Annotated in this window: 12 protein-coding genes; 5 read left to right on the forward strand and 7 right to left on the reverse strand. The window is 62.1% G+C overall.

Features of this window, described 5'->3' with window-relative positions:
• Positions 1–151: 151 nt before the first annotated feature.
• The gene (locus AB4Z11_RS00005) at positions 152–601 is read left to right on the forward strand and encodes an ester cyclase (RefSeq protein WP_442021625.1); all 450 of its coding nucleotides are present in this window, start codon (positions 152–154) and stop codon (positions 599–601) included.
• On the opposite strand, the gene AB4Z11_RS00010 is transcribed toward AB4Z11_RS00005, so the two are convergent.
• Entirely contained in the window at positions 535–1416 is an 882-nt protein-coding gene (locus AB4Z11_RS00010; protein ID WP_442021627.1) for a LysR family transcriptional regulator, read from the reverse strand. The two genes, AB4Z11_RS00005 and AB4Z11_RS00010, sit on opposite strands and share 67 nt — an antisense overlap.
• A 117-nt stretch (positions 1417–1533) precedes the next feature.
• On the opposite strand from AB4Z11_RS00010, the gene AB4Z11_RS00015 reads away from it, so the two are divergent.
• A complete protein-coding gene (locus AB4Z11_RS00015; RefSeq protein WP_442021629.1) occupies positions 1534–2643 on the forward strand; it encodes an NADH:flavin oxidoreductase in 1110 nt (369 codons plus the stop codon).
• On the opposite strand, the gene AB4Z11_RS00020 is transcribed toward AB4Z11_RS00015, so the two are convergent.
• Positions 2640–3296: a hypothetical protein gene (locus AB4Z11_RS00020; protein ID WP_442021631.1), complete on the reverse strand. Its 657-nt coding sequence runs from the start codon at positions 3294–3296 to the stop codon at positions 2640–2642. The genes AB4Z11_RS00015 and AB4Z11_RS00020 overlap by 4 nt on opposite strands.
• A gap of 342 nt (positions 3297–3638) precedes the next feature.
• Between AB4Z11_RS00020 and AB4Z11_RS00025 the strand changes: the two genes are divergently transcribed.
• Positions 3639–6161, forward strand: a complete 2523-nt coding sequence (locus AB4Z11_RS00025) for a M4 family metallopeptidase (RefSeq protein ID WP_442021633.1) — start codon at positions 3639–3641, stop codon at positions 6159–6161.
• Positions 6162–6318: 157 nt separating this feature from the next.
• Entirely contained in the window at positions 6319–7545 is a 1227-nt protein-coding gene (locus AB4Z11_RS00030; protein ID WP_442021635.1) for a M24 family metallopeptidase, read from the forward strand.
• Here the strand turns inward: AB4Z11_RS00030 and AB4Z11_RS00035 are convergent.
• On the reverse strand, positions 7535–8422 hold the full coding sequence (locus AB4Z11_RS00035; RefSeq protein ID WP_442021637.1) for a LysR substrate-binding domain-containing protein: 888 nt from the start codon (positions 8420–8422) through the stop codon (positions 7535–7537). The genes AB4Z11_RS00030 and AB4Z11_RS00035 overlap by 11 nt on opposite strands.
• Positions 8423–8513: 91 nt before the next feature.
• Between AB4Z11_RS00035 and AB4Z11_RS00040 the strand changes: the two genes are divergently transcribed.
• Entirely contained in the window at positions 8514–9425 is a 912-nt protein-coding gene (locus tag AB4Z11_RS00040) for a DMT family transporter (RefSeq protein WP_442021639.1), read from the forward strand.
• On the opposite strand, the gene AB4Z11_RS00045 is transcribed toward AB4Z11_RS00040, so the two are convergent.
• From AB4Z11_RS00045 to paaZ, 4 genes are all read right to left on the reverse strand, one after another.
• Positions 9426–10082: a hypothetical protein gene (locus tag AB4Z11_RS00045; protein ID WP_442021641.1), complete on the reverse strand. Its 657-nt coding sequence runs from the start codon at positions 10080–10082 to the stop codon at positions 9426–9428.
• A gap of 80 nt (positions 10083–10162) precedes the next feature.
• Positions 10163–11023: a c-type cytochrome gene (locus AB4Z11_RS00050; protein WP_442021643.1), complete on the reverse strand. Its 861-nt coding sequence runs from the start codon at positions 11021–11023 to the stop codon at positions 10163–10165.
• A gap of 84 nt (positions 11024–11107) precedes the next feature.
• On the reverse strand, positions 11108–12670 hold the full coding sequence (locus tag AB4Z11_RS00055; protein WP_442021645.1) for an amidohydrolase family protein: 1563 nt from the start codon (positions 12668–12670) through the stop codon (positions 11108–11110).
• A gap of 58 nt (positions 12671–12728) precedes the next feature.
• Positions 12729–14771, reverse strand: coding sequence for a phenylacetic acid degradation bifunctional protein PaaZ (gene paaZ / locus AB4Z11_RS00060; RefSeq protein WP_442021647.1), 2043 nt, complete (start codon positions 14769–14771; stop codon positions 12729–12731).
• Position 14772 lies beyond the last annotated feature (1 nt).

Consider the following 14772-nt stretch of genomic DNA (forward strand, 5'->3'; position numbering starts at 1 on the left):
GTTCCTCGGTGCACTGGCAGCTGCCTATTTCGTTACAACCCGGAGATCCCAATGAATTCAGTGAACATCGTCGAAGCCTTCTGGGCCGCTGTGTGGCAGGGTTCCTCGGTGCACTGGCAGCTGCCTATTTCGTTACAACCCGGAGATCCCAATGAATTCAGTGAACATCGTCGAAGCCTTCTGGGCCGCTGTGTGGCAGGGCAAGGACTTTGACGCCATCGACCGCTTCTGCGTGGAGGACTTTGTCATCACCTCTGGCGGCGTGGACATCGCCTCCAGGACCAGCTTCAAGGCCTGGGCAAAACAATTCAACCAACAGATCAGCGGACTGGCATTCGAAGTGGTCGAGACTTTCCAGAACGCCGACGGCAGCCGCGTCGCCTCGCGCTGGATCGTCAGCGGCCGCAACAACGGCATGTTCGGCCTGCCCCCCGACCAACGCGAAGTCCGTTTCACCGGCACCGCCGTGTGGCAAGTCCGCGAAGATGGCATGCTGATGCACAATTGGGTCGAGCGCTCCAGCTGGGAGGCTTATCAGAGCTTGACCATCAGCTCCCTCTCAAGCGCCGCCAAAAATACTTTGACGCGGGTCGGAACATAGCGCCGTGTTGGCATCACAGCCCACACSGACAGGTCTTCCATCGCCGCATCCTCCAGCTCAATGCTGACCAGGCTGCCTTCTCGCAGCTGGCGATAAACGTCCCAGTAAGTGAGCATGGACAGCCCGAGCCCCTGCAGCGCCGCGAGGCGGGCGGCGTCCACATTGCTCGTGGTGAGCCGGGCATTCATGCGCCGATGCTGCAGCTTTCCATCGATAACAAAGGGCCAGCGTGCTACCGCCTGCAGCACGATGCACTGATGAAGCTCCAGCTCAGCTAGCGTTGATGGCACACCATAGCGCTTCAGGTAGCGCGGCGATGCGCAGATGACACGCGGATTGCTCACCATCCGCTTCGCTACCAGATCCGAATCGCCAAGCGTTGCCACGCGCAAGGCCAGATCGAGGCCTTGTCCAACGATATCGACCACCCGGTCGGACAAGTCGAGATCGACGCGCAAATCCGGATGCTGCTCCAGCAGCGCGGACAACATCGGCAGCACGACCGTTTGGCCGAACACGCTTGGCGCGGTGAGGCGAAGCACGCCGGAAACCGTGGCCGAGGCCGGACTGAGCTCCCCGCGTGCGCTCTCTTCCGCTTCGGCCATTGTATTCGCGTAGGGCAGAAACGCTTCACCTTCCGCAGTGAGCGATACCGAACGCGTGGTCCGGTGAAACAGCCGCACGCCAAGCTCCTCCTCCAGAACCGCGATCCGCCGCGATACCTGCATCGGCCCGATGTCGAGCTGGCGCGCGGCTGCCGACAAACTTCCGGCAGTCACCACCGAGAGAAAAATGCGAAGGTCTGAAATCTGCATTTATAACGATTTTTGATAAGACGGCTTCACTTTCTGATGCTTTCTCAAGTGTGCACCGATGCCTATGATGACTTCCATGCACTGCAACCGCAGCGTCCCTTTTGGAAAGTGAAGATCATGAACGACTCTCTCAGCAAAATTTTATCAAAACACGATATGAATGGCACGAATCTGAAAAACCGGCTGGCTGTCGCGCCAATGACCCGGATTACGGCGACCGCGGACGGCCTGGCCACGCAGGCCATGCGCGACTATTACCGCCGCTTCGCCAAGGGCGGCTTCGGTCTGGTCATGACGGAAGGGATCTACACCGATAAGGCGTTCTCGCAAGGCTATCGCAACCAGCCCGGCATCGCGGACGATGCCCAGGCCGCTGCATGGAAGCAAGTCACGCAAGAGGTGCAGCAGCACGGCGCACTGATCTTCGCCCAGCTCATGCACGCAGGCGCCCTCAGCCAGGGCAATGCCTATCGCGCCCATACCATTGCACCTTCTCCGGTGCAGCCGAAGGGCAAGCAGATGACCTTCTATTACGGCACAGGTGAATATGCCACGCCACAGGAAATCAGCGAACAGCAAATCGCCGAGGTAATCGACAGCTTCGTGCAATCTGCCCTGCGCGCGGTGCGGACCGGCGGCTTCAACGGCATCGAAATCCATGGCGCCAACGGCTATCTGCTGGACCAGTTCCTGACCGCGCATACCAATCTGCGCACCGACCGCTGGGGCGGCGATGTGCACGGCCGCGTGCGCCTGCTGGAAGAAATCGTCAAAGCCGTGAAGAGCGCCGTTGGTGACCTGGTGCCGGTTGGAATTCGCATATCACAAGGCAAGGTGAATGACTTCACCAGCAAATGGCCGGGCCGGGAGGCCGACGCGGAGGTCATTTTCGGCACGCTGGCCCGCGCAGGCGCCGATTTCATCCATGTGACCGAGTTCGAGGCCTGGAAGCCGGCTTTTGAGAACGGTCACGACAGCCTGATTGCACTGGCAAGGCGCTTTGCCCCCGGCGTCACGATTATCGCCAACGGTTCTCTGCATAGCGTCGAACGCAGCGGCGAAGCGCTCGATCTGGGTGCGGATGTCGTGGCGCTGGGCCGGGGCGCGCTGGCAAACCCGGATCTGCCGCAACTGTTCGAGCGGCGCCACGCACCGCGCGACTTCGACGGGTCCATTCTCGGCCCGATCGCGGACATCAAGGAAAGCGAGCTGGCCTTCGCCAACTAATGGGTAATCATGGTGGACAGCACCGTCACCGCCGCCCCCGTATATTCCTTCTCTAATAATAGTGTGAGCTCGGTGTGGGTCGAGATCAGATTGATCAGGTTGACCTTGTCCCATGCCAGCTTTTTCAGGATCGCGTGGTAGATGCCCGGCGTGCGCCAGGAATCGGCGGTCAGCTGCAAGGTGACGGCGTTCAGGTTCTCCAGGCGCGCGAGCAGGCGCTCGTCGCCGAAGACTTCCTCCACCATCGGGATCAGCGGGCGGCTACAGATCACCATCACCTCGTTGATGCCGCGCGTGACGGTCAGGAACAGGCCGTGGCCCGTGCCTACCTTCTCCAGCAGCTGGCGATGGCATTCATCGGTCAGCTCGGAGCGGCGAAAGGTGAATTCCACCAGATCGGTACGGGCGGTCAGCTGGCCGGACTTCTGCGCCAGCACGATCTCGTGGCTGTCCGCATCGGGCAGCCGGTTGGCTACGCGGCGCAGGGCCATGACGACGGCCGCCTGGCCGACAGGTTTCCACAGGTCGGTCTGAAGCTGCGGTTGCAGCTGGCGCGCCAGTTCCGACAGGTTGATCAGTCCGCGACGCAGCCCCTCGCTCAGAAACGGCGATTCCGCGACGATGCGTTCGACTTTGGTTGAAATTGACAGCATGAGTGATGCGCCCTCACAAACAGATGCCTCAACGGTGACGGGCTAGTGTAAATCGCAAAATTAAACTATTGCAACGACGACGCGACAATTCGATACATATTTGTGTTGCGCCAAACACGAATTTAGAGAGGCAAGTCTAGTTTGTTGCAGTAAGCCGACAACTTCTCGTAACAGTGCGCCAAGTTGGTGCGATTAGCGCTATACGCGCGCGATCTCCGAAAACAGTATGTCTCATTTTGAACAGATTTCCTGGGCTTGACTCATTTCACAACTTTTTTGACTTCACCGGATCGGGAGGATTAAGTTCCGGCTCTCCTACCCACCACGTCATCTGGAGAGACGATGAAACTTCAAAAGAGCATCCTCGCCGCTGCCATCGCAGCACTGCCGTTCGCATGCGCATTCGCGCAAGCTTTGCCGGATTCACTGATGTCCGCTCCGGGCCAGGCCCTGACTGACGCGGACAAGGCCAACATCCTGGACAAGCTGAACAACCGCCGCGGCGCCGCAGGCCTGGACAGCGATCACAGCTATAAGATTACTAGCCAGCACCCAGGCACCCACGGCCAGCGCATCACGCGCGCCGCTCACACCTGGCGCGGCCTGCGCGTGTTTGGTTCGGATTCGGTCATCGTCAGCGACCAAAATGGCGACATCGTCAGCGAATCGGCATCTAACCGCCGCGAAGGGCTGGACGCATCCCGCGCCGCCAAGGCCGGTGGCAAAGGCGCACCGGACACCACCCCGACCGTCAGCGCCGACGAAGCGATCGACCTGGTCGTAAAACGTGTGGCGCCGAACGGCACCCATCGCTGGAAGCCTGAAGCCGAACTGCTGATCTGGCCGGTGATGAAACAGGTGCGCCTGCCGTCCGCCGGCAACAAGTCCGATGCCCAGTTGAACGCGGTGGACGTGGAAGACGTGGTTGATCACTACGAGCTGGCCTACCTGGTCAAAACCCGCATGGTCAACAACAAGCAGCTGGTCTACCGCGACACCGTGGTGAGCGCGCTGACCGGCGTCACCATCAARCAGTGGGATGCGCTGGAAACCGTGACCGGCACCGGCCACAGCCAGTACAACGGCGACGTACCAATCCAGACCACCCTGTCCGGTTCCACCTACAAGATGCTGGACGCCACGCGCGGCGTAGGCGGCACCTTCGGCGGTATGGCGATCACCAACGCCAACCACTCGCCGGAATCCAATCCGCAAGCCGGCTCCATCTACACCAACAGCACCAACACCTGGGGCGACGGCCAGCAGTACGTCAACGGCGGCAGCACCACCAACGCCAACGGCCAGACCGCCGCAGTGAACGCGCTGTGGGGCCTGATGAACACCTACGACACGATGAAGAACGTGCTGGGCTGGCAGTCCCTGGATGGCAACAACACCGCGACCTACATCGCGGTCCACGTCGACACCCAATACGACAACGCCTTCTTCGAGCCGGGCTGCAAGTGCATGTACATCGGTGACGGCGGCACGTCCTTCAATAACCTCGGTTCCATCGACGTGATTGGCCACGAAATGGGCCACGGCGTGACCGATGCCACGTCCAACCTGACCTACTCCGGCGAATCCGGTGGCCTGAACGAATCCAACTCGGACATCAACGGCGAAATGGTGGAAGCCTATGGCCGCGCAGGCGGCACCGGCAGCGTCATCCCGAACACCGGCAATGACTGGGTGATGGGTGCTGAAATCTCGAAGAGCGGCCAGCCGCTGCGCTGGCTGTACAAGCCAAGCAAGGACGGCACCAGCCCTAACGCATGGAGCAGCACCCTCGGCAATCTGAACGTGCACTACAGCTCCGGCCCGAACAACCGCATGTTCTACTTCCTGTCGCAGGGTTCCAGCTCCAGCTCGACCAGCGACTACTACAGCTCCTACCTGACAAAGACCCCGAAGAACATGACGGGTATCGGCAACGACAAGGCCTATCGCATCTGGTTCAAGGCGAATACCACCAAGTTCACCTCGTCCACCAACTATGCGGACGCACGTACCAAGGTCATTCAGGCAGCCGAGGAATTGTATGGCGTGGGTTCCAAAGAGTCGACCGCCGTCAAGCGCGCCTACGCTGCAATTAACGTCGGCGCCGACGTGGRTGAAGTGGTATCGGGGGCACTGGCGATCGCTACCCAGCCGAACAACGTGACCGTGTCTGCCGGCGGCACCGCCAGCTTCACCGTGGCAGCATCGGGCGGCACCGCGCCTTACAGCTATAAGTGGTATCGCAACGGCTCGCTGATTTCCGGCGCCACTTCGGCTACCTACTCCTTCACCGCGCAGGCTGCCGACAACGGCGCTTCGTTCAACGCATCGGTGACCGACTCCGCTTCGCCGGCAGCGACCGTGAACTCGAACAACGCCACCCTGACCGTGGGCGGTTCGCAGACCGAACGCGTGGTAAACGGCGGCTTCGAGTCCGGCACTTCGCCATGGGCCGGCACCACCGGCGTGATCGGCAGCTACAGCGGCCAGACCGCCTACGAAGGCACCCGCTTCGCATGGCTGGGCGGTAACGGCACCACCGCTTCCGAGACCATCACCCAGGACGTGGCGATCCCATCGACCGTGACCTCGGCAACCCTGAGCTTCGCGCTGCACATCGACACTGCGGAATCGGGCAGCACCGCCTACGACAAGCTGGTGGTGACTGTGAAGAACACCGCAGGCACCACCCTGGCCACGCTGGCAACTTACTCCAACGTGAACGCGGCCAGCGGCTACCAGATCCGCACCTTCGATCTGCTGCCTTACAAAGGCCAGACGGTGCGCCTGTCGTTCGCAATGACGGAAGACTCGTCGCTGCAAACCTCCTTCGTAGTGGATAAGGTCAGCCTGGTGACCCAGTAATCACAGTTTGTGGTTCCACTTCCCCGCCGGTACCTCCCCTGGGCCGGCGGTTTTTTTCGTGTGCAGCACTCCGCATACGCGATGACGATCCCTGCACAAGGCGGTTTTGGCCTTGCGGCCGGTGCTATGATGGCGGCCTTGATTTTCGGAGGACACCATGAGCATCGGCATCGGCGGAAAAACGGTTGAAGAGGCACTGGCCAGCCTGAAGGACATGACGGCAGGCGCCGTCCCCATCGGCAAGGAAGAGCATCAGGCACGCATCGCCCGCGCGCAGGCTTATATGCAGCAGCAAGGCATTGCAGCGATCTACATCAACGCAGGCAGCAACCTGCTCTACTTCACCGGCACCAAATGGCATCCGAGCGAGCGCATGGTTGGCGCCATCCTGCCCGCAAATGGTCCCGTCGAGTACATCGCCCCCGCCTTCGAGGAAGATACGCTGAACGACTTCATGCTGATCGAAGGCCGGGTGAATTGCTGGCACGAGCACGAAAGCCCTTATCAGCTGTTTATCGGCGTTCTGGCCCGCATGGGCATTGCGCCGAATCCTGCACAGCCGCCGCGCGTTGGCATCGACGAATCGGCAGCGTTTTTCATCTACGACGGCATCCGTCCGCTGGCCAATGGCTACGCGCTGGAGAACGCGCGCAATGTGACGGCGCACTGCCGCACCCGCAAGTCCAAGGCCGAAATCGCCCTGATGCAGCGCGCCAAGGACATGACCCTGGCCGTGCACATCGCCACCGCCAGCATTCTGCGCGAAGGCATCACGACCACCGAAGTGGCCGAGTTCATCGACCGCGCCCACCGCAAGGTCGGCGCACCGGCCGGATCGTATTTCGTGATCGTGCTGTTCGGCGTGGCCACATCCTTCCCACACGGCGTCAGCTACGTGCAAACGCTGAAGCAAGGCGACACGGTACTGATCGACACCGGCTGCAAGCTGCTGAACTACATTTCCGACATCACGCGCACCTATGTCTTCGGCGAACCAAGCGAGCGCCAGCGCTTCGTGTGGAATGCGGAGAAGGCGGCACAGCAGGCTGCATTCGAAGCCGCGCAGCTGGGCGTCCCTTGCGAGGAAGTCGACCAGGCCGCACGCCGCTCCTTGCAAGCCAACGGCTTCGGTCCCGAGTACAAACTGCCAGGCCTGCCGCACCGCACCGGCCACGGTATCGGCCTGGACATCCATGAATGGCCCTATCTGGTGGGCGGCGACAAGACCCCGCTGGACGTCGGCATGACCTTCTCCAATGAGCCGATGATCGTAGTGCCGGGCGAATTCGGCGTACGCCACGAAGACCACTTCTACATGGCGGAAGACGGCCCGCGCTGGTTCACCGAACCATCGCATACCATCGACAATCCGTTCAAGCTGTAAACTCCGCCAGTATCCATTCCTTGAGCAGCTCCGCCGCCGGACGCAAAGCCGCGGCGGATGGCTGCACAAGGTAATAGCTCTTCGGCAGTTCCAGCTCGCAGTCAAAGGGGGCATACAGGCCGTCCTCCGCCAGCTCCTCCTCGATCAGCAGCGCGCTGCACAGCACCAGTCCCCGCCCACGACGGGCCGCTTCGATGGCAAGCAGGGTTTGATCGAAGTGCAGGCCGCCGATGGCGTCCACCTGTTCCGGGGTCATCCCCGCAAAACGCCCAAGCCATTCGACCCAGTGCGGATGCAGCGTCGTATGCAGCAAGGTCGCGCGGCGCACATCGGCCAGCTCGTGCAACTCCAGGCGCTCCACATAACCCGGTGCGCAGAAGATCGTGATCCTGTCGTGGGTCAGCAAAGTGGCCTGTAAATCCGCAGCCGGTACACCGTCGTAATGGCGAATTGCCAGATCGACCGCGCCGCTGGCCAGATCCGTTATCGCTGTGGACGCGCTCACGCGCAGCGTGATGCCGGGATGTTGCTCAACAAAGCGCGCCATATGGTTGCTGAACCACTTTGCCGCAAAGGTGGGCGGCATGGAGATGCACAGCTCCTGCGATCCGCTGTGGCGCAAGGCGCTGCTGGCACGGCTGATTGCGGACAACGCCGGGCGGATCTCGCGCCAGTATTCTTCAGCCGCCGGCGTCGGCTCCACCGCGCGCACCTTGCGCACGAACAGCGTTACGCCCAGCCACTCTTCCAAGCGCTGTATCTGCTGGCCCACCGCGCCGGGTGTGACCGATAGCGCCTCCGCCGCCAGCGCGAAGCTGCGGTGCTGCRTGGCCACGTCGAAGACGGCCAGCGCTTTCAAGGGCGGCATACGGTCCATGCTATAGTTTTTCTATACCAAAGCATAAATATAATCGTTTGTCGCCTCGGCCGTGCGAACCGAGAATGAAGCTTTCTGAATGAGTTTGACCATGAAACGCACCGCCTACGCCGCCTACCTCCTGCTTGGACTGATCTGGGGCGCCAACTTCATCTTCATGAAATGGGCCACCGCCCTGATCCCTGCCGGACAGGTGGTTCTGCTGCGCGCGGTGTTCGGCTTCTTCCCCCTGCTGGCCTATGCGCTGCTGCGCGGCTTGCTCAGCTGGTCGCACCTGCGCTACTGGCGCCACTACATCGTAATGGGCTTGCTGGCGACGGCGCTCTACTACTTCGCTTACGCCGCAGGGGCGCGGCTGCTGCCGTCCGCCATCGCGGGCATGCTGAGTGGTGCGATTCCGCTTAGCTCCTTCCTGACTGCCCTGCTCTTCCTGCGCGAAGAAAAAGTGGGACGCGCAGCACTGGGCGGCCTGGCGCTTGGCCTGGTTGGCATTGCACTGATCGCCCGGCCGTGGCAAGCCAGCGCTGTCGATCCGGTCGGCGTGGCCTATATGCTGGCCGGTTCGCTCAGCGTCGGCTGCTCCTTCGTTTACGCGAAGCGCTTCCTGGTCGACAAAGGCATTCCGGCCGCGGCACTCTCCACTTACCAGATCGGCGCCGCGCTGGTGATGCTGCTGGCCGTGACCGACCTGCACGGCATCGGCCGCATCGCCGGTGACACGGTCGCCTGCGTCGGCCTGATCGCCGGCCTCGGCATCGCCGGCACCGGCGTGGCCTATATGCTGTATTACTACCTGGTGGGGGAATTGGGCGCGTTGCGCGCAGCCAGCGTGACCTACCTGCCGCCCGTGGTCGCCCTGATCATCGGCCACACCATCGCCGGCGAAGCACTGGACGGCACCAGCATCGCTGCAATGGCCTTCATCCTGAGCGGTGTCTGGCTGCTGCAATCCGCGCGCCAGGCGCAGCAAGCCGCGCCCGCRCCAGCAGCCTCGCGCGCCTGATTACAAGGCCAGCATCTCTTTCTTCAGGGTGCTGGCACATTCCAGCGAGGCGACCGACAGCTCCTTCTTCAGCGCCGCAGCGCGGTTGTCCAGCAACTCATCGTAGGTCGGCGCATCGGTATTCGATTCGGCCATGTGTTTGCACTGGCCTTGCGCCACCACCTTCCTCGTTGCGACATCAACCAGGCGCGCGTTCGCCACGTGCATCACGCGGTAGTGCGACCAGTCGGTGGGGAAGTAGCCGAACATCCAGTTCACGGTTTCCACATCCAGCACGTACCTGGCCTTGCCGGATGCAGCGCTCGCCAACTGCTCCGCGTCGCCTGACGTGACCGTGATCGGCGCGACCACTTGCATGCCGCGTATATCGCGCAGATCGTCGCCCAGCCAGCGGCTGATATCGCCGGCCGGGTCTTGCACGTCATTGGTCCTGATGATTTCATTGCCCGCGCTGATCATGGCCACGGCACCCAGGACCGCAAAAGCCGCTTTCCCGGCCGTCTGCGCCGCAAAATCAGGTTTGGCCGCACGCGTGGTCAGCGCTACGGTCTGGCCCTTCATCACGCTGACGGAATTCGAATCGATGGATACTTTCTGGATGGTGGCGCAGCCTGCGGCCGCAGTGGCGATGGTCACGGCAAGGGCAAGTTTCTTCATCGGTGAAATGGCGTGAAGTTAAGGGAGCCCCATCATACGTGCAGGCCCCCTCGTCAAAAGTCGCGCAATGTCACTACCGCTTATTTCGCAACACTCTCCACGGGCGGCAGCGTGCGCAGGTAGGCGATCATCGCCGTGATGTCGGCATCGCTGATGTTGTGGTACCAGTCGAAGGCCATCGGCGGGCGATAGTGTTTGCCGCTACGGTCCATGCCGGTGCGGATGGCGGTAGCGATCTCGGTGTCCGACCAGTCTCTCAAGCCCTCAGCATGGGAAGTGATATTGCGCGAGATGGACTCGCCCCATGGACCATTGATCGATTGCCCGCCCGCGCCAAGCCGTGTTGCATCGAGCTGGCCCTTTTCGCCGCGCGGTGTGTGGCATTCCAGGCAGTGCCCCAGCGTGATGAGGTAGCGGCCGTAAGCCACCTTGTCCCTTGGCGACGGGGCTTTTACGTTGACCAGCGGCGGACCATAAGTCGGTGGCAGCGGGAAGTTCCATGTGGACTTAGGCACCACGGATTTCACGGGAGGCTGTGCGCGCAAGTAGAGAATGACCGCTTTGAGATCATCGTCGGACAGCGTGCGGTAATACTCCACCGGCATCAACGGCGACAGGATGCTGCCATCCGGCCGCACACCCTCGCGGATCGCCTTGCCCAGCTGGGCATCTGTCCATTTGCCGATACCGGTTTCGGGATCGGTCGTGATGTTGGGGACATAGGCATCGAACATGGGCTCCACGAGGTGGAAGCCGCCGGACATGCCCTTCTCCGCCAATACGCGCCCCTTCTCATCGCRCACGCCGTGGCAGTTGGCGCAAGCCAGCACGCCTTCCACCAGGTATTTGCCGCGCGCCAGACGCGCTTCGTTGGCCCCTGCTATCGCTTGGCCTGTTATGAGCAGGCACGCGACTATCCCCCACAGCTTATGCTTAGCCATGTTCGTTCCCCCATCCCCAAAAATACAGCTTGGTACACGGGGGCCTTCAGTTCAATGTCTTTTTCGCGGCTTGTGGCAAAAAAGTCAGCGAATGCCGACCATGCCGCGCACCGAGGCGCGCAGTTTGGCGGAATCGTAACCCAGACCATCCTTGAACACCGTCTCCACGTTCTCGATGTCCTTGATGCGTTGCGACGGGTCGCCGTCGATCACGATCAGGTCAGCGTGCTTGCCAGGTTCGATGGTGCCGATGCGGTCCTGCAGGCCGAGGAAGCGCGCACCATTGTAGGTGGCGATACGGATTGCCTCCAGCGGTGTGAAGCCAGCCTCCACCAGCAATTCCAGCTCGCGCTGATCGCCGAAGCCGGGCAAGGTGCCACCATTGCCGGTGGGGTCAGGTCCGGCCAGCAGCGTGCCGCCTGCGCGCACGAAAGCCAGTTCGAAGGCCATTTCCTTCTTCAGCATCGCCTCTTGCTTTGCGGCGCGCTCGGAATTGCCAGCCGCCGTGGCTTTCGCGGCCAAGTGACTGCGCAGCGATTCGGGCGACATCATCTCCATCTGCTTCTTCGACAGCAGCGGACGGGTGGCGACAAAGGCTTCAAACACTGGCAGCGTGGAAGTGACGGCGACCTTCTTCTGTACCAGGTCGCGAATCAGCTCCTGCACTTCCGGGCTGCCGATCTCGCGCTTCTCCCACGACGCCTGCATTTCCGCGCCGGTCGGGCAGCGGTTCGGCTGCTTGTTGGCGACGAATTCGGTATCCGTGAAGACCGGGCCGTGTTCCAGATTATCGATACCCAGTGCGGCGGCCTCGCGGTAACTGACGGCGCACAGGTGTCCGGTGATTTTGATGCCATGCTTGTGCGCCTCGTCGATGGCCGCACCCAGCACCGGCGCGCTGATGTTCATATAGGCCTTGAACGAGGTTGCGCCTTCAGTGGCCCAGAACGCGACGGTCTTGCGGGCGTGAGCCTGTTCTTCCAGCACCGCCATCTGCGGGAAGACGGTGCCCTTGCCTTCAAGATAAGGGCCGGTCACATCGAGATGCGGACCGGGAATCTGCATCGCATCGATGGCGCGGCGGATATTCAGGTCGTTGTAGGGTTCAATGCTGCCGGTAGTGCGCATGGTCGTTACGCCAGACGCCAGATACAGGCGCGGCGCCGTGAAGGCGATTTCGGTGACAAAGAAGCCTGGCGGCGGCAGCTTTCCCTCCTCGTCCTGATTCAGCGAAGCCGTGTACATCAGGTGATTGTGCATGCCGACCAGACCCGGCATAACCGTACGGCCCTTCAGATCGATCACCTGCGCATCCTTCGGCGGCGCTACATTGGCAGCCAGGATGCTGTCGATGCGGCCATCGCGCAGGATGACGGTGCGGTCTTCCAGCGGGGCGGCGCCGGTGCCGTCGATCACGCGCACGTGCGCCAGGGCGATCAGAGGAGCATCGTACTTCAGGAACTTGCGCACTTCCGGACCTGGCGCCGGCGGCGTGCCGGCAGGTGCGACGGCAGCGACGGGCGTGACGGCTGCAGCCTGAGTTGTAGCAGGTGCGGCTTGGGCGGCGGCGAGGAATGCACTGGCGAGAGCGCTGAGGATGAGCGGCGCCCGGGTGGCGCCGTGGACGATGGAACGGCTTATCTGCATTCTGTCTCCTTATTGGCCGGACGCCCGCCGCGCAGGCGCCGGCCCGGAGACGGGGCGATCAGGCGCGCTTGGAGACGAGCGTCAGGATATCGTAGCTGGCAACCAGTTCATCGTTCTGGTTGGTGACTTGTACGTCCCATGCTACCACGCCCTGGCCGACGCCTTTGTCGTCCTTGCGGTTGCGATCCACCTTGCGCTTGCAGGTCAGGCGCGCACGGATGGTGTCTCCAATCGCCACCGGCGTGATGAAGCGCAGGTTGTCCAGGCCATAGTTGGCCAGCACAGGTCCCGGCGCCGGCGACACGAACAGACCCGCAGCAGCCGACAGCACGAAGTAGCCGTGTGCAATACGCTTGCCGAATTGCGTATCCTTCGCAGCAATCTCGTCAAAGTGCATGTAGAAGTAGTCGCCGGACACGCCACCGAAGTTGACGATATCCGCCTCGCTGACCGTGCGGCGATGCGTGAGCAGCGAATCGCCTACTACCAGATCTTCGAAGTGTTTGCGGAACGGATGAACCTCGCTCTCGCGCACCGCGCCACCGCGCACATACTCGCCCGTGATGGCCGACAGCATGGTCGGCGATCCCTGCACCGCCGCGCGCTGCAGGAAGTGGCGCACCGCGCGGACGCCGCCCAGCTCCTCGCCACCGCCCGCGCGTCCCGGACCGCCGTGCTTCAGCTGCGGCAACGGCGAACCATGGCCGGTGGAATCGACGGACGCTTCGCGCTCCAGCACCAGCACGCGGCCATGCGAAGCCGCGGCGATTGGCACGGCACGGGCGGCGATCATCGGATCTTTGGTCACCAGCGTCGACACCAGGCTGCCCTTGCCGCGCGCGGCCAGTTCCAGCGCTTCGTCCATATCGTTGTAGGTCATCATGGTGCTGACAGGACCAAAGGCTTCCACGTCGTGTACCGCATCGTTGCTCAGCGCATTGCGGCACAACAGCAGGGTCGGCGAGAAGAAGGCGCCTTCCGCCACACCTTCGCCGACCAGTTTGAGCGAGTCCGAACCGAATACCATTTCATTGCCCTTGGCGAGCATCGCCACGCGCTCGGCCACGTCGCGCTGCTGGTCTTTGGAAGCCAGGGCGCCCATGCGCACACCTTCCACCGACGGGTCGCCGACAACGACCTTCGACAGGCGATCGCGCAGGCGCTCCGCCACAGCATCCACGCGGTTCTGCGGCACGATGATGCGGCGGATGGCGGTACATTTCTGGCCCGCTTTGCCGGTCATCTCGCGCGCCACTTCTTTCACGAACAGATCGAATTCAGGATCATCCGGCGTGACATCCGGCGCCAGAATCGCGCAGTTCAGCGAGTCCGCTTCGGCGGTGAACGGAATCGAGTTATTAAGAATATTGCTGTTGGAGCGCAGCTTGGCGGCAGTGTCGGCGGAACCGGTGAAGGTCACCGCGTCCGGACCTTGCAGGCGGTCCAGCAGATCGCCGGTCGAACCAATCACCAGCTGCAGCGCGCCTTCCGGCAGCAGTCCGGAATCGTTGATCATGCGGACCAGTGCTTCGGTCAGATAGCTGGTTGCCGTGGCAGGCTTGCCGATGCACGGCATCGCCGCCAGGAAGCTTGGTGCGAACTTTTCCAGCAGCCCCCAGATCGGGAAGTTGAACGCATTGATATGCACTGCGATACCGCCACGTGGCACGAGGATGTGCGTTCCTGCAAAGCCGCCGCGCTTACCCAGCGCCATGGCCGGGCCTTCATGCAGCACATTGGACGAAGGCAGCTCGCGGCTGCCCATGCTGGCGTAGGCGAACAGGGTGCCGATGCCGCCCTCCACATCCACCCAGCTGTCCGGACGCGTTGCACCGGTCAGGTGCGAGATCGCATACAGCTCTTCCTTGCGCTCCATCAGGTACAGCGCCAAAGCCTTCAGGCAAGCGGCGCGCTGCTGGAAGTCCAGCTTCATCAGCGAAGGGATGCCCGTCTTGCGGCCGTAGTGCACCGCTTCCGCGAAGTCCAGCTTCTCGGCGTGGGTGTGATAGATCACGCCATTGGTCAGTGCGTTGTACAGCGGCGTCGCGGCCTCCTTGCCATGCCAGCGGCCACCGATGAAGCTTTGCAGAGTTTGTGCCATT

Origin of the sequence: Pseudoduganella sp. RAF53_2, from assembly GCF_052113985.1 — a bacterium.
Taxonomy (GTDB): domain Bacteria; phylum Pseudomonadota; class Gammaproteobacteria; order Burkholderiales; family Burkholderiaceae_D; genus Rugamonas.